We start from the raw sequence: 19710 nt of genomic DNA, 5'->3' as shown, positions 1-19710 counted from the left end.
CACGCTCACCTTGGGTCGGCGAGTACGGCCTGAGACTTCGGGTGCCGGTGGGGGGTGTCTTGTCTAGCGCTGCTGGGTCAGGTGGCGGAGCCAGTGGTAGCTGTCTTTGGGGGTTCGGGTGAAGTCGTCGAAGTCGACGTGGATGAGGCCGAAGCGCTGGGTGTAGCCGGCGGCCCACTCGAAGTTGTCGAGGAGGGACCAGACGTAGTAGCCGCGGAGGTCGATTCCGGATGCGGCGCCCCCGCCGGTGGTGGCGTTCAGCGCCGCATCGAGGTGGGCGGCCAGGTAGTCGATGCGGGAGCCGTCGTGGATTCGGGGGGTGCCGTTCTCGGGGTCGAGCTCGACGGCATCCGGGAACGACGCACCGTTCTCCGTGATGTACACCGGCGGCAGGAGGGTTCCGTAGCGGGTCGCCAGCTCGTCGAGGGCGGCCGCGAGGAACTCCGGGGCGATCGGCCAGCCGAAGCCGGTGGTGGGGAACTCCGGCCAGGGCGCCAGGTGGAACGGGAGCGACGACATCGCGGAGGAGGCGCCATCCGGAGTCTCGGACGGGCCGGAACCGGCCGCGATGCGGGTGGGCATGTAGTAGTTGAGGCCGTAGAAGTCCAGCGGCGCCGCGATGAGCGCGAGGTCGGCGGGGTCGACCTCGGCGAGCGCCGTGAAGAGCGCCTCGAAGCCCTCCGGCGGCGTCGGGTAGTGCCCGAGCAGCACCGGGTCGGCGAAGACGCGGTTGTGCAGCACGTCGAACAGCTCGGCGAACACCACGTCGGGCTCGGCATCCGTCGCCGGCAACACGGGGGTGTGCACGTTGACGATGCCGATCTCGCCGGTGACGTCGGCGGCGCGAAGGGCCTGCACGGCGAGTCCGTGGCCCAGCAGCTGGTGGTGGGCGGTCGGGAGGGCGTTGAACAAGCGGGCGGATCCGGGGGCGTGCACGCCGAGCGCGTAGCCCTCGAGGGTGACGGTGGCGGGCTCGTTGACGGTGACCCAGCGGTCGATGCGCGGGCCGAACCGCTCCCCCAGCTGGAACGCCAGGTCGCCGAAGCGCAGCGCGGTGTCGCGGTTGAACCAGCCACCGGCGAGCTCGCTGGGCGTGTCCCAGTGGAAGATCGTGGCCATCGACGAGATGCCCGCCGCCTCCAGCTGGTCGAGCAGCCGCTCGTAGAAGTCGACGCCCGCCGTGCGGAGCGATCCCTTGCCCTCCGGCTGGAGGCGTGGCCAGGAGAACGAGAACCGGTAGGAGTCGATGCCGAGCTCCCGCATCAGCGCCACGTCGTCGGGCATCCGGTGCAGGTGATCCGTGGCGCGATCGGCCGTCGATCCGTCGAGGATGCGGCCCGGTTGCGCGGTGAACGCATCCCACACCGACTCGCCCCGACCGCCCTCGTGCGTGCCGCCCTCGATCTGGAAGGCGCTGGTCGACACCCCCAGCACGAAGCCCTCGGGCAGCCGGCCGGCCAGGTCACGGGCGCGCTCGCGCCGCTCCTCGGGCGAGGAGGCGCCGGCGGTGGACAGGCGGCCGGCCATCAGGCTCCCAGCACGCGGTCGAGGTAGGCGTTGGAGAACATCCGCGTGGGGTCGAGCCGGTCGCGCAGCTGCACGAACGATCCGTGCTGCGGATACAGCTCCGCCAGCGCCGCCGCGTCGCGGGTGTGCAGCTTGCCCCAGTGCGGCCGGCCGGCGTGCTCGATCATGATCTCCTCGACAGCTTCGAAATACTCGGTGTGGTTCTCGCGGAAGTACCGGTGCACGGCCACGTAGCCGCTGTCGCGCCCGGAGGCGGTCGAGAGCCAGAGGTCGTCGGCCGGGGCGAACCGCACCTCGATCGGGAACGAGATCTTCCAGCCGCGCGAGCGGATCAGCTCGTCGATCGCCCGCAGCACCTCGGGCACGTCGGCGGCGGGCACCGCGTACTCCATCTCCCGGAAGCGTACCGTGCGCTTGGTGGCGAACACGCGGTGCGAGGCGTCCGAGAACGAGCGGTCGCCCCAGAGCCGTTCGGCGAGCGCGTTCACGCCCGGCACGATGGCGGGCACCATCCGGCCGGCCGCGCAGGTGACGCGGAACACCCCGTTGGCCAGCAGCGTGTCGTCGACGAACGAGCTCCACGGCGAGAGCGGACGGGTGGCGACGGATGCCGGCTGCCGGGTGTTCGCCTTGGTGACGGCCGTGCGCGTGCCCGGGAACCAGTAGAACTCGAAGTGATCGGTGGCGCCGACGTGGGCCTCGAGGCCGTCGATGACCTCGTCGAGCGGATACGGGCGTTCCACGGCCGCGAGCACGAAGGCGGGCACGCACTGCAGTGTGACCTCCACGATGATGCCGAGCGCGCCGAGCCCCACGGCGGCGGCGGGCAGCAGCTCGGGGTTCGAGGTCTCGGAGATGTGCAGCAGCTCGCCGTCGGCCGTGACGAGCGTGAGGCCCACGACCTGCGTGGCGATGCCGCCGAGCTCGCGACCGGTGCCGTGGGTGCCGGTGGAGATCGCGCCGCTGATCGACTGCTGGTCGATGTCGCCCATGTTCGCCAGCGCGAGGCCGTGCGGGCGCAGCAGGCGCGGCAGGTCGAACAGGCGCGTGCCCGCGAAGAGGGTGACCCGGCCCCGCTCCCGATCGACGCCGGCGATACCGGTGAGGTCGTCGAGCTCGAGCAGCACCCCCGTGGCCACGGCGATGCCGGTGAAGCTGTGGCCGGCGCCGACCGCCTTCACCCGGAGGCCGGTGCGCGCGGCCCCGCGCACGGCTCGCTGAACCGCGGGCACGCTCACGGGCCTCTCGACCCGCACCGGCTTCACCGACTCGGTTCGCGCCCAGTTGCGCCAGGTGCCGTTCATCGCCGTCACAGGAACGCCTTCCCCTCGCCGCGGTAGCTCGGCACGACCGCCACCACCTGCTCGTCGGAGACGACCTGGAACTCGTTCACGTGCTCGGCCAGCTCGCCCGACTTCGTGTGCCGCAGCCACACCCGGTCGCCCACGGCGAGCGCTGCAGCCGCCCGCCCGGAGAGGGGGGTCTGCACCTCGCCGGCCATCTCGCGGGCCTGCATCCGGGTGCCCCGCGGCCACACCACCTCCGGCAGCCGGTCGGGCGCCGGCGGGCCGGAGGCGATCCAGCCACCGCCGAGCAGGGTCGCCATGTCGGGCCGGGGCTTGCGCACCACCGGCAGCGCGAAGGCGGCGGCCGGTGCGGGGTGGAAACGGGAGTAGGTGTCGAAGAGGTGTCCGCCGAACAGGCCGCTGCCGGCGGCGATCTCGGTGACCGAGGGATCGGCGCCGGTCGACTCGAGCGAGCCGGTGCCTCCGCCGTTCACGAACTCGAGATCGGCGATCTTCCGCACCGCCGCCACCACCGCCCCGCGCCGCTCGCGCAACTCCGCGGCGGAGCGCGACTGCATCCAGTCGATCACCCGGCCCTGCCCGAACCCGGTGACGAGGTTGCCGCGCGGCCGATTGCCCACCCCGGCGATCTGCGACTCGTAGGCCATCATCCCGACCAATGCGAAGCCCGGCCGCGCGACGACGGCCCGGGCGAGCGCGGTGGCCTCCTCGACGGTGTGGATCGGCGAGCGGAACACGCCGAGGCGCCCGAGGCCCGGCGCCGTGTAGGCCGCGTCCAGCTCGAGGGCCACCCGGATGACCGCCCGTCGCGAGGGCGGCACGACCGCGTCGACCAGATCGAGGTGCTCGACCGAGTCGATCATCAGCGTCACCCGGGACGCCAGATGCTCGTCGGCGGCCAGGGCACGGATGGCGGCCCGATCGGCGCTCGGGTAGCCGACGACCACGTCGTCGACGGTCTCGGCGAGCCACAGCGCCTCGGCGAGCGTGTAGGCGAGCACGCCGGCGTACCCGGGCAGCGCGAGCACCGCATCCTGAACCGCCCGCACCCGGATCGACTTGCTGGCCACCCGGATCGGCACCCCGCCCGCCCGGTGCAGCATCGAGCGCGCGTTGTGCACGAGCGCCTCGAGGCCGATCACGGCGACCGGCGGGTCGAGCTCGGCCGTCGCCGCGGTGAGGCCGCGCCAGTAGCGCTGCTCATCGCGCCAGGCACGCGGGTTCGCGGGGTCGGAGGTGAGGTCGAGCAGAGGGGTCATCGAACGCTCCTGACGCGGGAGACGGCGACCGCGCCGGCGAAGCCGAACAGGGCCGAGAGGAGGAACAGGCCGGGAAAACCGCCCAGCCAGCTGACCACGGCGGCGCCGAGCAGCGGGGCGATCGCCTGCGGCACGGCCGTGGCGATGTTCATGATGCCGAGGTCTTTGCCTCGCGAGGCCGGATCGGGCAGCACCTGCGTGGCGAGCGCCTGATCGACCGAGAGGAACGAGCCGTAGCCGAGCCCGAGCAGCGCGGCCGCCACCAGGGTGACGGTGAGCTCGGGCACGAAGGCGAGCAGCAGGGCGGCCACTCCCTGCAGCACGGCCGCCACGAGCACGAAGATGCGGCGGCGGCGCAGGCGGTCGGAGAGGGCGCCGGCCACGATCGAGGCCACCACCACGAAGACCGTGTACACGACGATCAGCAGCAGCAGGTCGTCTTCGGCGTTCGGATCGCGCAGCCCGAACATCAAGAAGTAGAGCAGCAGCGTGGTGCCGAGGGCGTTGCCGATGTTGACGAGGATGCGGCTGGCGAGCGTCCAGCCGAAATCCGGATGCGCGCGCGGGCTCACCCACATGCCCTCCACGATCGCCCGCACGCTGAGCGGGGGGCGATCCGAGCGCGCGAGCCGGGCATCCGGCATCCAGAGGCAGAACGGCGCCACCAGCACGAGCAGCAGCACGGCCATGGCGGTGTAGCCGAGGAACTGGCCGGTGAAGAGGGTGGTGGCCAGCAACACGCCGAGGATGAGGCCCACCGCCTGCGGAGCGGAGATGAAACTCGAGACGAGGCCGCGCTGGTCGACCGGCACCTGGTCGGAGATCGCCGCGGTGAGGGCGGCCGAGAGCACGCAGAAGCCGATGATGGCGACGGTCCACCAGAGGCCGACGCCCACCAGCGTGGACTGCAGGCCCAGCAGGAACAGGGCCACCGCGAAGAGGCCCGCGCCGGCGGCGATCCAGGGGCGGCGACGGCCGAAGCGGGAGGTCGTGCGGTCGGAGAGCGCTCCCGTCACGGGGAAGGTCACCAGCGCGAAGACGCCGGCGATGGCCGAGACGACGCCGAACGCCACCACGCTGTCGGTCCACTCGCCGCTGGTGACGTGCTCCTCCACCTGCAGGGGCAGCAGAAGCTGCACCGGCGTGAGCTGGGCCATCCACACCCCGAGCCAGCCGGCCGCGAACAGGGCGATCCAGGCGCCGCCGACCCGGCGCACCGGTTCGGCGAGGGCCTGCGGGGCGGCTTCGTCACGCTCGGCGGTCATGCGATCCCTCTCGTGGTGGTCGGTGGGGCTCGTGGTGGCCGGCGGGGCGGATGCCCGGGACGGTCTCGGTCTCGGTCTCGGCCTCGGCACGGGGTTCGGCCTCCGCGGCGAGCGCGCGGGCGGCGAAGCGGATGCTGCGGTCGGCGCGCTCGTCGTCGCCGTCGGCCAGCCAGGCGAGCGTGATGCCGTCGGTGAGCACGACGAGGTCGGCGGCGAGATCGGGCAGCGGCCTCCGCCACTCGGCGCCCGTGCGCTGGGCGGCCTCGGCGAGCGATTCCTCCGCCAGGCTGCGGTACCGCTCGTACTGCCGGGCCGCGAGCTCGCGCATGCCAGGGGTGCGGATGGAGTACTGGGTGAGTTCGAACATCGCGCGCTCGCGCAGCGGATCGGCACGCACCTGAGCGAAGTAGCTGCGGAGGCCGAGTTCGAGCACGGCCTCGAGGCTGCTGCCCGATCCGCTGGTCACCTCGAGCACCACCTGCTGACCGTCGACCACCTCGGCGACCAGTTCGGCCAGCAGCTCCTCGCGGGAGGCGAAGGCGTAGTGGAAGCTGGCGAGCTTCATCCCGGCCGCCTCGACCACCGCGCGGGTGGTGGCACCGGCGACGCCGTGCACGGCGATCACGTCGAAGGCGGCGGCGAGCAGGCGGCTGCGGCGCTCGGTCACGGGCATCCGCGCCATGCTGCACCTCCGCCCCGCCGGGGATCCATCGGCCCCGCACCGACGGAAGTGGGTCAGTTGACCCAGTTGCGTCAGTATGCCGCACGCTGCGCCCGGCTGTACATCCCCACCTCCGAATTTCATGCGAAACGCCGGGAGCAGGGTGGTGCGGATCGCGAGCGGTCAGGCTGAATAGACGGAGGTGTCGGGTTCGCGTAACGAGTGGGAGCAGGCGTCGTCGCGACCTCGTGACGGCGCGGACCGGCGATTCCGGGTGCTGATCTCGACGGTCCTCGCGCTCGTTCTCACGGGCGGATTCCTGGTCGCCGGGGCCGGTGCGAGCGCTTGGGCCGAGCCGACCGAGACGGCTGCGCCCGCCGAGGTCGCCCCTCCGGTGGCCGCGCCCACAGAGGCCGAACCGACCGAAGCAGCACCCACAGAGGCCGCACCCACCGAAGCCCCGCCTCCGGAGGGCGCGCCCATCGAGGAGTCACCGAGCCCTGCTCCGCCGAGCGCGACGCCGACCGAGACGCCCGACCCCACGCCCGCGCCCGATCCCCCCGTCATCTCCTCCCCGAGCGACGGCGCCCTGATCGACGGCAGCGTGCTGGTCGCCGGGTCCGCCACCGCGGGCAGCACCGTGCAGATCCTGACCGGCGGCTCCTCCGAACCGCTGTGCATCGTGACCGCAGACGCCTCGGGCGACTTCTCCTGCGAGGCGAGCGGGCTCACGAGCTCACCCTCGACGAGCCTCCGCGTGATCGAGCTGGCCGACTCCGGAAACGTGTCGAGCGCCGTCACGGTGCGCGTGCTGACCGCACCGGTGGTGACCGGCGGGCCGCGCGGTGCCCTCACCAACGCGGTCGTGCAGGGCTCGGCGTATCCGGGGGCCGCCGTCACGGCCAGCACGGGCGACCTGAGCTGCACCGGAACGGCCGACGGATCGGGGGCCTGGTCGTGCCCGCTCGCCGGCCCGTCCGGCCTCCGCGACGGCGACTACCGCGTGTCGGCCAGCCAGACGACATCGTGGAGCGACGGCACCGCCTCTCCCGCCGCCGCCTCGGTCGCCATCCGGATCGACGCCACCGTTCCGGCCGCTCCCGTGCTGCTCTCCCCCACGGCCGGCACCGTGCTGCCGCTTGCGGGTGCCGTCTTCAGCGGAACCGGCGAAGACGGCGCCACCGTCTCGGTGTTCGCCGGGCCGCAGGTGCTCTGCGAAGCGGTGGTCGCCGGAAACGCGTGGTCGTGCGCGGCCTCGCCGGTGCCCGCCGGCACCTACAGCCTCGCCGTGCTGCAGCAGGATGCCGCGGGCAACGTGAGCGTGCAGAGCGGCCCGCTCTCGCTCGCCTTCCAGGGCGCAGGCTCGGCGACACCGCCGCCCTCGGCCACCGGCACCCCCGGTGCGGCCTCACCGACCGCGCCCGGCAGCAGCCCGGCCTCGCCTCAGAGCCCCGAGGGAACGGACGGATCGGCCGCAGCCCCTCCGGGCTCCGTGCCCGGCTCTCCGGAGGGCGGCGCCGACTCGCCCGCTGCTCCCGGCGACGGCGGCGCAGCCGTCCCGCCCGGCTCCGGCCCCGGATCGGGCACCTGGACCGACGCCACGCGCTTTTCGGCCGCGCTGCAGCCGGCGCTCGGCGCCCAAGCCCAGTCCGTCTGGTGGATCGCCCTGGTGGCCGGGGTGATCGCGCTCGTGCTCATCGCCCTGCCGAGCCGGCTGCTCAGCGCCACCGTCGGCGCGAGCGTGGCCGCCTCCGGGCGCCCGGGATCGGCTCGTGCCGGGTCCGCGGTGCGTGCCCCGCTGGCCGCGATCGGCCGCGTGCTCGGGCGCAATCGCGGCCGGGTCGAGTACGAGCGGGCTCCCGAGGTGCGGGTCGGCCCTGTGGTGCGCACCGCGGTGACCCTGACGGCCGCCGCCGCGATCGTGACGCTCTCCAGCCCCGTGCTCGGCCAGCCGGCCTATCTGCGGCTGTTCCTGGCGGTGCTCGCCGCCCTGTTCGTGGTGAACGTGGTCGGCACACTGGTGCCCGCCGCCCTCGCCCGGAAGGTCTTCGGTGTCGAGGCGCGGCCCCGGCTGCGGGCGGGTTACCTGCTGCTGGCCGCCGCGCTGGCTCTGGTGTCGCGCCTGGCGGAGCTCGACCCGGTGCTGGTGTTCGGGCTGGTGGCGGGCGTCGGCGCGACGGTCACGGCGAGCACGGCGCGGGTCGCCCGCGGAACGCTCGCCACCGTGCAGGTGCTCGGCCTGCTCGTGCTCGGGGCCTTCGCCTGGCTCGCGGGAGGCGCAGCGGCGACTGCGGCCGCGGCCTCCGCCGGGGCATCCGGTGCCACACTCTCCCCCGAGCTCTGGAGCACGGCGATCGCCGAGTTCACCAACGTGGTGACGCTCGCCTCCTTCGGCAGCGCCAGTGTGCTGCTGCTGCCGGTGGCGGGCTCCGCCGGCCGCCGCATCCTGGCCTTCTCGCCGGCCACCTGGACGCTGCTCGCCCTCGCCTCGTACACCGCGCTGGCGATGCTCTTCGTGCCCTCGCTCATCACGGTGGCGGCCTCGGGTGCCCTCGTGCTGCCGATAGTGCTGGCCGTCGGTTTCGCGGCCGTCTGCCTCTCGGCCTGGGCCTGGATGCGGTTCGTCGCCGACGACGACGAACCGGTGGTGGAGGCCGGTGCGCCTCGGTCCGACCGGTAGGCCCTCCCCGGGCCGGTCGTAGGATCGAAGGGTGAATGACGCACAGAACCCGGCCACGGCCGCATCCGACGACGAGCAGAACACCGGCATCGTGCGGCTCCCGGCCGAGCACGAGGCCGAGGCGGCGGCCGACCATCAGCTGATCCCGCATCCGAGTGCCGAACCGGGCGTCACCCCCGACGAGTTCAAGGCGGCGTTCCGCAACCACCCCGCCGGTGTGGCCGTCATCACCGCGGATGCCGGCGACGGCCCCGTCGCCCTCACGGCCACCTCGGTCTTCTCGGTGAGCGTCGCCCCGCCGCTTCTGGTCTTCTCCGTCTCGGAGCTCTCCTCCAGCACCCCCACCATCCGCAAGGCCGACACCGTCGTCGTGCACCTGCTCGGGGCGGCGCAACTCGACATCGCGAAGCTCGGCGCCACCAGCGGCATCGACCGCTTCGCCGACACCTCGATCTGGGCCCGCCTGCCCACGGGCGAGCCGTACTTCCCGGCGGCGCACGCCTGGATCCGCGGCCGGGTCGTCAACAAGATGGAGGCCGGCGGCTCCACCGTCGTAGCCGTGCAGGCCCTCGAGACGATGGCGCCCGCCGCAGGCGACCACGCGGCAGACGCCGTCGAGGCCGAGCCCCTGGTGTACCACAACCGCACCTGGCACCGCCTCGGAGCGCACTCGAAGATTAGCTAGCTGCCGGTCGTCGACAACGGCCTGATACCTGGGTCAACCACCAGCGAAGTCACCGCGTGACGGGCCGTACCCGACGACCCAAGGTGAGCGTGTGGCCGACGGATGCGACCGCAGGCCGCGTCCGTCGACCGCGCGCTCACATGTCGGGGCTCGCCGAGCAGGGACCGGCGAGCCCCGGGAGCGCCGAGCTAAGCCCGGCGCCCCCGGCAGCTAGCACATCCCCCTAGAGCTCAGCCCGCAACCGCGGCAGGATCTCGCTCCCGTAGAGCTCGATGAAGCGCTTCTGGTCGGCGCCCGGCCCGTGGAACACCAGGTGCCGGAAGCCCAGGTCGAGGTACTCCTTGATGCGCGCGACGTGCTCGTCGGGGTCGGTCGACACGATCCAGCGCGAGGCCGCCCGCTCGATCGGCAGTTCGTCGGCGAGGCGCTGCATCTCGACCGGGCTGTGCACGGTCATCTTCTCCTCGGGCGTGAGGGCGAGCGGCGCCCAGTACCGGGTGTCCTGCAGGGCGCGTTCGTGGTCGTGGTCGAACGAGACCTTCATCTCCATCAGGGTGTCGACCTCGCCCTCGGCGCGGCCGCCCTTCTCTATCCCCTCCGCCAGCGCCGGCAACAGCGTGTCGGTGTAGAGCTCGCGGGCCTTGCCCGAGGTGGTGATGAAGCCGGAGGCGATCCGTCCCGCCAAGCGCGTGGCGGCCGGACCGGAGGCGCCGATGTAGATGGGCACCGGGGTCTCGGGCCGGTCGTAGATGGTGGCGCCCTGGGTGCGGAAGAACTGGCCGTCGAAGGTGACCTCGTCTTCGCTCCAGAGCTTCTCGATCAGCTGGATGGCCTCCTTGAGGCGGGCGAACCGCTCCTTCATGTCGGGCCACTCGAAGCCGAGCGCGACCTCGTTCAGCGCTTCACCCGATCCGACGCCCAGGATGACGCGCCCCGGGAACATCGCCCCGAGCGTGCCGAAGGCCTGGGCCACCACGCCCGGGTGGTAGCGGAACGAGGGGGTGAGCACCGAGGTGCCCATGATGATGCGCTCGGTGCTGGCGCCGAGGGCGCCGAGCCACGGCATCGCCGCTGGAGCGTGGCCGCCCTCGTGGTTCCACGGCTGGAGATGGTCGGAGACGAAGAGCGAGTCGAAACCGTTCTTCTCCGCCAGCACGCCGTACTCGAGCAGCTCGCTCGGGGCGAACTGCTCGGCCGAGGCCTTGTAGCCGAAACGGATGGGCTGGGCTGCGTTCACGTGATCCTCGAGTCTCTCGGAATATCGATGACCCCAGTCTATTTGCGGTCGGATCGGGCGAGGTCAAGGTGAAGCCCAGGTGGGGCCCAGGCCGGGCTCAAGCGGCGCTCAGCCACGGATGAGCGCGACGGCTTCGTCGAAGCTCTGCACCGGCGTCATCAGCAGCCCCACGTCGTCGGCCAGGTCGCTGTCGGGCCCGTCGGCGATCACGATCACGGCGGCATCCGCCAGCCGGCACACACGGATCTTGTAGTTGATCGACACCCGCTCGCCCGCGCGCTGCTGGATGATCACCACGTCGGTGGGGAAGGCCGGGCTGGTCAGCATCTGGCCGAGCGAGGCCGCCGCGATCTGCAGCTCGAACTCGGGCAGCGCGTTCAGCGTCGCGGCCTTGGCCGCCAGCACGTCGGCATCGGCGTCGAACAGCCCGACGGTCCTCACGCTCCCCTGCGACATCGGCGTCTCCCGGACGGGCCGATCCCCGACCGGCGGCAGGGAATCGCCTTGGTGCTCTGCGGTTCCGGCGATGTGCCGGCGGATCTCTCACGCTACGGTGCGCGGAAGATGCCCGCACTACCGAATGTACCCACTTCCTGCGGATTCCCCACCCCGCGCCGCGTGATCAGGCTCCGGGGACGTCGGGCTTGCCGGGCCGCACTTCGGCGTCGTCGCGCACGTCGATGCGCGTGACGCCGTCCGAGGTCTCGGTCACGTCGATGCGCGGCGCGGCATCCGCCTCGGTGGACTTCGGGGCGGCGGTGAGCTGGTCTTCGCGCTTGTCGGCAGAACTGGTCATGTCACCCAGCTAACTCCCCCATCTCGTCGGGCGCATCCGAACACCGCCTCCACCCCACCGGCGGCGGCAACCGGTCTTCCGCCTAGCTGAAAGTGATACTCACAAACGGGGCGGGCGGATTCGCCGCCGGGCTGAGCACGCCTTGCAGAACCGCTGACGTCGGAGGTGTCCGCGTGAAGTAGCCGAGGAATGGCGTGGTCAGGGAACTCTGCGCGGGCACCGTTGCTGTGCAGGTGAGCGTCGTGGCATTCAACGAGATGTCCCACGCCCCGAACCCGTATCCGTAGAGCTCGACCGCACCTTGAAACCGTGGCGCCTGGAAGACGACATCGATGGGCAGATCCGTCGGGTTGGTCGCAGTGAAGTACGTCTCTGCTTGCCGGGATGTCACATAGCGGGTCAAGCGCGACGAGAGATGTACCCCCACTGGGACTCGAAAGCTAAGCCGTCCCCTGAAACGACGCGCCTTCGTGCCTACTCCCCCGAGATTCCGGCGATCTTCGATTACGGCGCGAAGCCTGAATCACTCAGTTTGCGAGCGAGTGTGTCCATTCTGTGTCCACACGGCATCCGTCACGCAGGTACTTCTCGCAGGCGTCGATTTCGAGCAGCGTCGGCTCGCTGGTGGAGAACGTGAAGTTCTCGTCCTCGGTGGCGCTGGGTGTTACGGTGTTCATGAGTTCATACCCCCTGGTCAGTGCTGTGTGCTGGTCCGTCGAAGCCCCGGTTGCCGCCGGGGCTTCTGTCGTCTGCGCGTTCACGCCGCACCGGCGCCGGTCATCGTCTGCTCGCTCGCCTCGAGCCATGCGCGAACATCGGCCTCCCGATAGAGCACCGTGCGCGGGGTGGGCTTCAGGAACTTCGGTCCCGTGCCGCGGAATCGCAGCTGCGCCAGGTGCGCGACCGAGACGCGTGCCATCTTGCTGACCTCTTCGGGCTTCAGATAGCCCGTCTCACTGGTGTCTGTCATGTCACAAACACTCCCTTCTTGTGTCGTGACATCACATTAGCAGCCATTGCGTGATGACAACACATAATCTCCGATAATGTGAGTTTCCGTGATCGATCTAGACTTCGAGGCCATCGGCCGACGCATCGCCAACTACCGCAAGATGAACGGACTGTCCGCCGAGCAGCTGGCCGAGAGGGCCGGCGCCGGCCTAACCCGATCGATCGTGGCCAACATCGAGACCGGCCGCCGGACAGACATCGGAGTGCAGCAACTCCTCGCGATAGCTTGGGCTCTGCGCGTCTCACCGACAGCGTTGCTGTTCCCTCTGGACAAGCCACGCGAGCGGATCCAGACCTCCGACGGCGATGGCCAAGTGCGATACGCGATCCAGTGGATGAGCGGCTGGATCGATCAAGGCCTCCCGTTGATGAATCAGACGCCGGCAACCCTCGACTCTGGCCAGATGATGCTCGCGATCCGAACGATGGAGCGCCACACGCGTGACCTGCAGCGTGTGAAAGACCAGATCCGGGAAGCGCGCCAGCTCGACGGAAACGAGCGAGAGATCGCAGATCTGCTCGAGCGGGAAGAGGCGATTCTGGACTACATGCGGAGCACGCAGGCCTCCCTCGAGAGTCACGGGATCGACTGGCGTGGGTAGCGTCGAGTCGTACGACACCGCGGCCGGCCGCCGCTACAGGGTCCGGTACCGGAAGCCCGATCACTCGCAGGCCTCGAAGCGTGGCTTCAGAACGAAGCGTGACGCCGAGCTCTACCTCGCCGAGAAGGAGATCTCGAAGGCTCGCGGCGAGTTCATCGACACCGCCTCAGCGCGCGTCACGGTGGGCGCTCTCGGCGTCGACTGGCTGGCATCGAAGGCGAACCTCAAGCCGTCCGCGCTCGAGCCTCTCCGCATCAACTGGCGGCTGTACGTCGAACCACAATGGGGCGCCCGCGCCGTCTCGTCCATCCGGCACTCCGAAGTGCAGAAGTGGGTTACCCAGCTGTCGGCCGGCACCGCGACCACCACGCACACGAAGCCCGGGCCCCGCTCGGCGTCGACAGTCATCCGCACCTACGGCATCCTGGCCGCCATCCTCGACGTCGCCGTGAAGGACCGCAGGATCGCCACGAACACAGCACGCGGCGTCGACCTGCCCCGGAAGACCCGCAGAGCGCACCCGTACCTCACCCACGGCCAGGTGGAAGGCCTTGCAGCCTCAGCGCGACAGCACGGCACCCTCGTCCGCTTCCTGGCCTACACGGGCCTCCGGTGGGGCGAAGCGACCGCACTCCGCGTCAGCGACCTCGAGATGCTGCGCCGCCGCGCGAATGTGCGTGAGAACGCCGTGCTGGTCAGCGGCCGCATCCACCTCGGCACCCCGAAGAGCCACGAGGCGCGCAGCGTGCCGTTCCCCGCGTTCCTGGCGCCCGAACTCGCGGCACTGTGCGAGGGCCGGCGCCGCGATCAGCTGGTCTTCGGAGACGGCCACAACCACATGCTGCGACCGTCGAACCGTGACGGCTGGTACGAGGCCGCGATCGTCCGCGCTCAGCAGCTCGACCCGACACTCCCCCGCATCACCATCCACGACCTCCGCCACACCGCGGCCAGCCTCGCAGTGTCCGCTGGCGCCAATGTGAAGGCCGTGCAGCGCATGCTCGGTCACGCCTCCGCAGCGATGACACTCGACACCTACGCCGACCTGTTCGAGGACGACCTCGACGCCGTTGCAGAGGCCCTCGACGACGCTCGCGCGCTGTCGGTTGTGTCCACTCCGCGTCCACAGAGCGGGCCAGGTGGGGCTGAAGTGGCCTCACTTCCGCGGAACTAAGCGGATCTGACGGGCGGGCAACCGGTACCCCCACTGGGACTCGAACCCAGACTGAAACGATTTTAAGTCGTCTGCCTCTGCCGATTGGGCTATGGGGGCGGGAGCCTCATGGTATCGCGGGGCCGTGGGCGCGATCCCGCCCGAAACGCGGATCCGCCCCTGACGCAAGTTCAGGGGCGGATCCGGATGCGGTGCGAGAGGAGGAAGACTACTCCGCAGCCTTGGCCGTGGCGGCCTTGGCGGTGGGGGCCTTCGTGCGGGGCTTGGTGGCCTTGGCCTTGGGCGCGTCGGGAGCGGAGTCGGTGGCGGCGATCCCGTTGACCTCGGCGGTGGCCGCGGGCTCCGAGCTGTGCGAACCGGGCAGCTCGGGGTTGGCGGGGGCCGCACCGGCGGGCTGGAGCGTCTTCTTCTCGGCCGGCGCCGGGGCGGCGGGAGCCTGGGCCGGCGTCGAGGCGGTGGCCGGGGCGACACGCGGACGAGCCGCGAACTGCTCGAAGGCGGCGCGCGGGTGCACGCGGGCCTCGAGCGAGACGTTGTCGCGGCCGAGGAAGAAGTTGTTCACCCAGCCCCAGATGACGCGGAACTTGCGCTCCCACGAAGGCATCGCCAGACCGTGGTAGCCGCGGTGCGCGAACCAGGCCGGCAGGCCCTTGAGCGCGATCTTGCCCGACTGGAACACGCCGATACCCAGGCCGAGGCCCGCGACCGCACCGAGGTTCTTGTGGTAGTACTCCTTGACGCCCTCGCCGCGCAGGTCGGCGACGATGTTCTTGGCGAGCAGCTTGCCCTGGCGAACCGCGTGCTGCGCGTTCGGCACGCAGAAGCCGCCGACGCCCGCACCCGTCAGGTCGGGTACGGCCGACACGTCGCCGGCGCCCCAGGCACCCTCGACGATGCCGTCGTCGCCCTCGACCCGCAGGTCGGCGCGCACGCGCAGGCGCCCGCGCTCCTCGATCGGGAGGTCGGAGTTCTTGATGTCGGGCGTGGCCATGACGCCCGCCGTCCAGATGATGGTGTCCGACTCGAACGACTCACCGGTCGAGAGCTCGATGACGCCGCCCACGGCCGACTTGAGCTGGGTGTCGAGGTGGATCTGCGCACCGCGCTCGGCCAGGTTCTTGATGACCCAGAGCGAGGTGGGCAGGCTGACCTCCGGCATGATCCGGCCCATGGCCTCGATCAGGTGGAAGTGGGTGTCTTCGAAGCCGATCTCGGGGTACGACTCGACGAGGGCCGAGACGAACGAGCGCAGTTCGGCGAACACCTCGATGCCGGCGAAGCCGCCACCGACCACCACGACGGTGAGCAGGCGGGCGCGCTCGGGACCGGCGGGCAGCTGGGCCGCCTTGTCGAAGTTGGTGAGGATGCGGTCGCGGATCGCGGTCGCCTCCTCGATGGTCTTGAGGCCGATGGCCTCGTCGGCCACGCCCGGGATCGGGAAGGTGCGCGACACGGCGCCGGCGGTGACGACGATGATGTCGTACTGCTCCTCCCACGGCTCGCCCGCACCCTCGACCGGCGTGATGGTCGCGGTCTTCGTGGCGTGCGAGATGTGGGTGACCTTCGCGGCGATGACGCGGGTCTTCTTGAGATGGCGACGGATGCCGACCACCGCGTGACGGGGCTCGATCGAGCCGGCGGCCACCTCGGGAAGGAACGGCTGGTAGGTCATGTACGGCAGCGGGTCGACCACCGTGACCTCGGCCTCGCCGGAACGGAGCCACTTCTCGAGCTTCCACGCGGTGTAGAAACCGGCGTAGCCGCCGCCGACAATCAGGATCTTGGGCACAGTGAAACGATCTCCTCAGTACAGGGGCCTGCGTACAGGCTACTACTTGCGGCGCAGCCCTTTGAAATGCGTGACCGCTCCTAAGGCGAATGTCGCCATCAGGATGAGGAACCCGAGCAGGAGCCCCAGCGGCACCGCCCAATGCAGTACATCGTACACCCCCGGTGCGGGGGTCGTCGGGTCAGGGGCGGCGGCCCCGACCTCGGGATCGGCGGGCGCCGGGATGACCAGCGTGTCGACCGAGACCGTGCCGGAGCTCGGCCGGTAGGTCGCGATCCAGGCGGCCAGGTCGCCGATCGGGTTGGCCGACCCGGGGGGCAGCGGCGCCACTTCGGCGTCGACCGCCGCCTCGGCGTCGATCAAGCCGTAGCCGTAGATGGGGCCGGGCACCGGATCGCCCTTCGGCACCGCGGTGGCGATGATGCGGTGGATCACGTCGGCCGCCGAGAGCTCCGGATGCGCCGACTTCACCAGAGCGGCAAGGCCGCTGACCAGCGGCGCGGCTCCTGAGGTGCCGTCCCACAGCACGTAGCCGCCGCCCGGCACCACGCCGACCAGCTGCTCGCTCGGCGCCGCCACCGCGATCGTGATGCCCTGCGAGGAGGCGTCGAAGCTGGCGTCCCCCGCCTTGTCGACGCCAGCCACCGCCACGACGCCCGGGATGGTGGCGGGAGCCCCCACCTCGGTGGTGCCGCTCCCCCGGTTGCCCGCGGCCGCGACCACCACCACGTCGTGGTCGAAGGCGTAGGAGAAGGCGTCGTCCCAGCTCTCGGGCCAGTCCAGGCTGTTGCGGGTGAGCGACATGTTGATCACGTCGGCGCCGTGATCGACGGCCCAGCGCACCGCGTGCGCGATCTGCTCGTCCGAGCCCACGGCGCCCTCACCCAGCGCCACCGAGATCGCGAGCAGCGAGGCCTCGGGCGCCACGCCGATGACACCGTTGCCGTAACCGGTGCCGCGGCCCGCGATGAGGGAGGCCACCATCGTGCCGTGCTCCGAGCTCTCGCCGATCGGCAACTGGCCGTCGGGGGTGCCGATGCCCGACACGTCGGTGCCGTCCACCACGGCGCCGCGCAGCTCGGCGACGCTGCCGTCGACGCCGGTGTCGATCACCGCGACCGTCGCCCCCTTGCCCTGCGTGGTGTCCCACGCCGAGGTGAAGCCGTAGTCGGCGAGCCAGTACTCCATCGAGCGGATGCTGTCGGCCTGCGCCGCCGGGAGGGCGGAGGGCGCGAGCACCACGGCACCGGCCACCGCGACGACCACGAGCGTGCGAACGGCACGACCGGCGGCGACGGGGCGGCGGGAGCCCATCAGACCTCGATCGGATAGGCGACGCACTCGCACACGGCGGGCGACCAGTCGCCGCGCGCCAGGGCGAGGTCGCCGATCGGGTTCACGCCGGGGCCGGCGGCGAGCGAGTGCGCGGCCAGGGCGTGCAGGCACTTCACGCGCGTGGGCATCCCCCCGGCGGAGATGCCGGCAATCTCGGGCACCTCGCCGAACTGCGCCCGGTCGGCCAGGTAGGCGGCGTGGGCCGCGGCGTACGACTCGGCGAGCGACTCCTCGGCCAGCGCATCCTGGAACTCGACCATCACGTGCTCGGCCTCGAGATCGCTCATGGCGGCGGTCGCCGCCGGGTGCGAGAGGTAGTAGATGGTGGGGAACGGGGTGCCGTCGGCCAGCCGCGGAGCGGTGGCCACGACCGTCGGGTTGCCGCACACGCAGCGTGCCGCGATGCCCAGCACGTTGCGCACCGGGCGGCCGAGCTGGGCGGAGGCGACCGCGAGGTCGCGCTCGGAGGCGGGCTCGAAGGGCGGGGTGGTCACTGCAGGGATCCGTCCGATTCCAGTTGCCCGGGCGTCTGCGTGGAGAGCCCGGCGGTCATGCCCGAGGCGAACACCGACGAGAGCCAGTCGACGTTCGTGGTGCTGATGGTGTCGCTGACCGCGCCGGAGCCCTCGGATGCGGCGGGCACGTCGTCGATGATGAGGAAGCTGGTCTCGCCCGGCATCACGTAGTAGAGCCGGTCGCGGGCCTCGGCCTTGATGTAGGCCGGGTCGCTCCAGCGCGCGATCTCGTCGGTCAGCTGCGCGTTCTGATCCGTCTTCGCGTCGACGTCGGCGTGCAGCGCCGCGAGCTGGGCACGCTGCTCGACGTAGACCCGCAGCCCGGGCGCGATGATGACCACGAACATCACGATGACCACGAACATCAGCGCCGTGAAGCCGGAGAAGCGGATGCTGCGCAACCACTGCGACGGCGCCGCCTGGGAGTTCTGCGGCAGCGCGACCGGCACCCGCGCGGGGCGGGATGACGGTGTGCGCTGCCGCATGAAACTACCTCTGTTCGGGCTGCTCGGCCCGGATCGGCGGCCGTGGAGCGGGGTGCTCGGCCGCCTGGTCAGGCGGAGAAGCGGGGGAACGCGCTGCGGCCGGCGTACACGGCGGCCTCGGCGAGCTCCTCTTCGATCCTCAGCAACTGATTGTACTTGGCGACCCGCTCGCTGCGGGCAGGCGCACCGGTCTTGATCTGGCCGGCGTCGACGGCCACGGCCAGGTCGGCGATGGTGGTGTCCTCGGTCTCGCCGGAGCGGTGCGAGAGGATCGCCGTCATGCCGGAGCGCTGCGCCAGAGCCACCGCGTCGAGCGTCTCGGTGAGCGTGCCGATCTGGTTGACCTTGACCAGGATCGAGTTGCCGGCCTTCTCGGCGATGCCCTGCGCGAGACGCGCGGGGTTCGTGACGTAGAGGTCGTCGCCCACCAGCTGCACCTTGGAGCCGACCTCGGCGGTCAGGTGGGCCCAGCCCTCCCAGTCGTCTTCGTTCAGCGGGTCTTCGATCGAGACGAGGGGGTAGTTCGCCACGAGGTCGGCGTAGTAGGCCGACATCTCCTGCGCGGAGCGCTTCTGGCCTTCGAAGGTGTAGACACCGCCGTCGAAGAACTCGCTCGCGGCGCAGTCCAGCGCGAGAGCGATGTCCTTGCCGGGGGTGAAGCCGGCCTGGGTGATCGCCTCGAGGATGAAGTCGAGCGCCTCGCGGTTGTTCGGCAGCTCCGGGGCGAAGCCGCCCTCGTCACCGAGGCCGGTGGACAGGCCCTTCGACTTCAGCAGCGACTTCAGCGAGTGGTAGGTCTCGACGCCCCAGCGGAGCGCCTCGGAGAACGACTCGGCGCCGAGCGGCACGGCCATGAACTCCTGGATGTCGACGCCGGTGTCGGCGTGCGCGCCACCGTTGACGATGTTCATCAGCGGCACGGGGAGGGTGTGCGCGTTCGGGCCGCCGACGTAGCGGAACAGGGGCAGGTCGGCCGAGTCGGCCGCCGCGCGGGCCACGGCGAGCGAGACGCCGAGGATGGCGTTCGCGCCGAGGCGCTTCTTGTTCTCGGTGCCGTCGAGGGCGATCATCGCGGCATCGACCAGGCGCTGGTCGGTGGCGTCGAAGCCCTCCAGTGCGGGGCCGATCTCGTCGATCACGGCGTCGACGGCCTTCTGCACGCCCTTGCCGAGGTAGCGGCCCTTGTCGCCGTCGCGGAGCTCGTAGGCCTCGAAGGCGCCGGTGGAGGCGCCGGAGGGAACGGCGGCGCGCGAGACGACGCCGTCTTCGAGGAGGACCTCGACCTCGACGGTCGGGTTTCCTCGGGAGTCAAGAATTTCGCGAGCGCCAACGGCTTCGATAAGTGCCACGGGTGGTTTTCTCCTTGTGCATCAGAGCCCTGA

The 19710-nt window shown here is 71.0% G+C and carries 20 protein-coding genes and 1 tRNA gene; 4 read left to right on the top strand and 17 right to left on the bottom strand.

Annotation, left to right across the window (positions count from 1 at the left end; all coding sequences use genetic code 11):
- Window positions 1-63: 63 nt before the first annotated feature.
- The 5 genes from ACN4JJ_RS17440 to ACN4JJ_RS17420 are packed head-to-tail and all read right to left on the bottom strand — an operon-like array spanning window position 64 to window position 6031.
- Window positions 64-1527 (bottom strand): glycoside hydrolase family 1 protein, encoded by a 1464-nt coding sequence (locus ACN4JJ_RS17440; RefSeq protein ID WP_440711170.1) that lies wholly within the window; start codon window positions 1525-1527, stop codon window positions 64-66.
- The gene (locus tag ACN4JJ_RS17435) at window positions 1527-2840 is read right to left on the bottom strand and encodes a D-arabinono-1,4-lactone oxidase (protein WP_440711169.1); all 1314 of its coding nucleotides are present in this window, start codon (window positions 2838-2840) and stop codon (window positions 1527-1529) included. Before ACN4JJ_RS17435 ends, ACN4JJ_RS17440 begins: the two co-directional genes overlap by 1 nt.
- Entirely contained in the window at window positions 2837-4093 is a 1257-nt protein-coding gene (locus tag ACN4JJ_RS17430) for an alanine racemase (protein WP_440711168.1), read from the bottom strand. Before ACN4JJ_RS17430 ends, ACN4JJ_RS17435 begins: the two co-directional genes overlap by 4 nt.
- Window positions 4090-5358, bottom strand: a complete 1269-nt coding sequence (locus tag ACN4JJ_RS17425) for an MFS transporter (RefSeq protein ID WP_440711167.1) — start codon at window positions 5356-5358, stop codon at window positions 4090-4092. The genes ACN4JJ_RS17430 and ACN4JJ_RS17425 overlap by 4 nt, the downstream gene beginning before the upstream one ends.
- On the bottom strand, window positions 5342-6031 hold the full coding sequence (locus tag ACN4JJ_RS17420) for a TetR/AcrR family transcriptional regulator (RefSeq protein ID WP_440711166.1): 690 nt from the start codon (window positions 6029-6031) through the stop codon (window positions 5342-5344). Before ACN4JJ_RS17420 ends, ACN4JJ_RS17425 begins: the two co-directional genes overlap by 17 nt.
- Before the next feature lie 190 nt (window positions 6032-6221).
- On the opposite strand from ACN4JJ_RS17420, the gene ACN4JJ_RS17415 reads away from it, so the two are divergent.
- Together ACN4JJ_RS17415 and ACN4JJ_RS17410 are read left to right on the top strand one after the other, a co-directional pair.
- Complete coding sequence (locus ACN4JJ_RS17415; RefSeq protein WP_440711165.1) at window positions 6222-8699, top strand: hypothetical protein; 2478 nt, start codon at window positions 6222-6224, stop codon at window positions 8697-8699.
- Between the two features lie 91 nt (window positions 8700-8790).
- Window positions 8791-9384, top strand: a complete 594-nt coding sequence (locus ACN4JJ_RS17410; RefSeq protein WP_440711253.1) for a flavin reductase family protein — start codon at window positions 8791-8793, stop codon at window positions 9382-9384.
- Window positions 9385-9607: 223 nt separating this feature from the next.
- Here ACN4JJ_RS17410 and fgd read toward each other — a convergent pair whose 3' ends face one another.
- The 6 genes from fgd to ACN4JJ_RS17380 form a co-directional block, all read right to left on the bottom strand.
- Window positions 9608-10621 (bottom strand): glucose-6-phosphate dehydrogenase (coenzyme-F420), encoded by a 1014-nt coding sequence (fgd, locus tag ACN4JJ_RS17405; RefSeq protein WP_440711164.1) that lies wholly within the window; start codon window positions 10619-10621, stop codon window positions 9608-9610.
- Window positions 10622-10729: 108 nt separating this feature from the next.
- The gene (locus ACN4JJ_RS17400; protein ID WP_440711163.1) at window positions 10730-11062 is read right to left on the bottom strand and encodes a hypothetical protein; all 333 of its coding nucleotides are present in this window, start codon (window positions 11060-11062) and stop codon (window positions 10730-10732) included.
- A 181-nt stretch (window positions 11063-11243) separates the two neighbouring features.
- Window positions 11244-11417, bottom strand: coding sequence for a multidrug transporter (locus tag ACN4JJ_RS17395; RefSeq protein WP_440711162.1), 174 nt, complete (start codon window positions 11415-11417; stop codon window positions 11244-11246).
- Window positions 11418-11499: 82 nt separating this feature from the next.
- A complete protein-coding gene (locus ACN4JJ_RS17390; RefSeq protein WP_440711161.1) occupies window positions 11500-11820 on the bottom strand; it encodes a hypothetical protein in 321 nt (106 codons plus the stop codon).
- Window positions 11821-11944: 124 nt separating this feature from the next.
- Window positions 11945-12094: a hypothetical protein gene (locus tag ACN4JJ_RS17385; RefSeq protein WP_440711160.1), complete on the bottom strand. Its 150-nt coding sequence runs from the start codon at window positions 12092-12094 to the stop codon at window positions 11945-11947.
- Between the two features lie 80 nt (window positions 12095-12174).
- Entirely contained in the window at window positions 12175-12387 is a 213-nt protein-coding gene (locus ACN4JJ_RS17380; RefSeq protein WP_440711159.1) for a helix-turn-helix transcriptional regulator, read from the bottom strand.
- Window positions 12388-12475: 88 nt separating this feature from the next.
- Between ACN4JJ_RS17380 and ACN4JJ_RS17375 the strand changes: the two genes are divergently transcribed.
- Both ACN4JJ_RS17375 and ACN4JJ_RS17370 read left to right on the top strand, forming a co-directional pair.
- Window positions 12476-13030 (top strand): helix-turn-helix domain-containing protein, encoded by a 555-nt coding sequence (locus tag ACN4JJ_RS17375; RefSeq protein WP_440711158.1) that lies wholly within the window; start codon window positions 12476-12478, stop codon window positions 13028-13030.
- Complete coding sequence (locus tag ACN4JJ_RS17370) at window positions 13023-14204, top strand: site-specific integrase (protein ID WP_440711157.1); 1182 nt, start codon at window positions 13023-13025, stop codon at window positions 14202-14204. The genes ACN4JJ_RS17375 and ACN4JJ_RS17370 overlap by 8 nt, the downstream gene beginning before the upstream one ends.
- 25 nt (window positions 14205-14229) lie before the next feature.
- Here ACN4JJ_RS17370 and ACN4JJ_RS17365 read toward each other — a convergent pair.
- From ACN4JJ_RS17365 to eno, 6 genes are all read right to left on the bottom strand, one after another.
- Window positions 14230-14303: transfer RNA gene (locus tag ACN4JJ_RS17365), tRNA-Leu, on the bottom strand.
- Window positions 14304-14412: 109 nt separating this feature from the next.
- Window positions 14413-15993 carry an NAD(P)/FAD-dependent oxidoreductase gene (locus tag ACN4JJ_RS17360; RefSeq protein WP_440711156.1) on the bottom strand — a complete coding sequence of 527 codons (1581 nt, stop codon included), beginning with the start codon at window positions 15991-15993 and terminating at the stop codon, window positions 14413-14415.
- Window positions 15994-16035: 42 nt separating this feature from the next.
- Window positions 16036-17307, bottom strand: coding sequence for a S8 family peptidase (locus tag ACN4JJ_RS17355; protein WP_440711155.1), 1272 nt, complete (start codon window positions 17305-17307; stop codon window positions 16036-16038).
- Entirely contained in the window at window positions 17307-17822 is a 516-nt protein-coding gene (locus ACN4JJ_RS17350; RefSeq protein WP_440711154.1) for a DUF501 domain-containing protein, read from the bottom strand. The genes ACN4JJ_RS17355 and ACN4JJ_RS17350 overlap by 1 nt, the downstream gene beginning before the upstream one ends.
- Complete coding sequence (locus ACN4JJ_RS17345) at window positions 17819-18328, bottom strand: FtsB family cell division protein (RefSeq protein ID WP_440711153.1); 510 nt, start codon at window positions 18326-18328, stop codon at window positions 17819-17821. Before ACN4JJ_RS17345 ends, ACN4JJ_RS17350 begins: the two co-directional genes overlap by 4 nt.
- 68 nt (window positions 18329-18396) lie before the next feature.
- The gene (gene eno / locus ACN4JJ_RS17340; protein WP_440711152.1) at window positions 18397-19677 is read right to left on the bottom strand and encodes a phosphopyruvate hydratase; all 1281 of its coding nucleotides are present in this window, start codon (window positions 19675-19677) and stop codon (window positions 18397-18399) included.
- Between the last annotated feature and the right edge of the window lie 33 nt (window positions 19678-19710).

The organism is Herbiconiux dendrobii (assembly GCF_052048175.1).
Taxonomy (GTDB): Bacteria; Actinomycetota; Actinomycetes; order Actinomycetales; family Microbacteriaceae; genus Herbiconiux.
The sequence above is the reverse complement of the archived record's forward strand: the minus strand, read 5'-3'. Positions and strand labels throughout refer to the sequence as shown.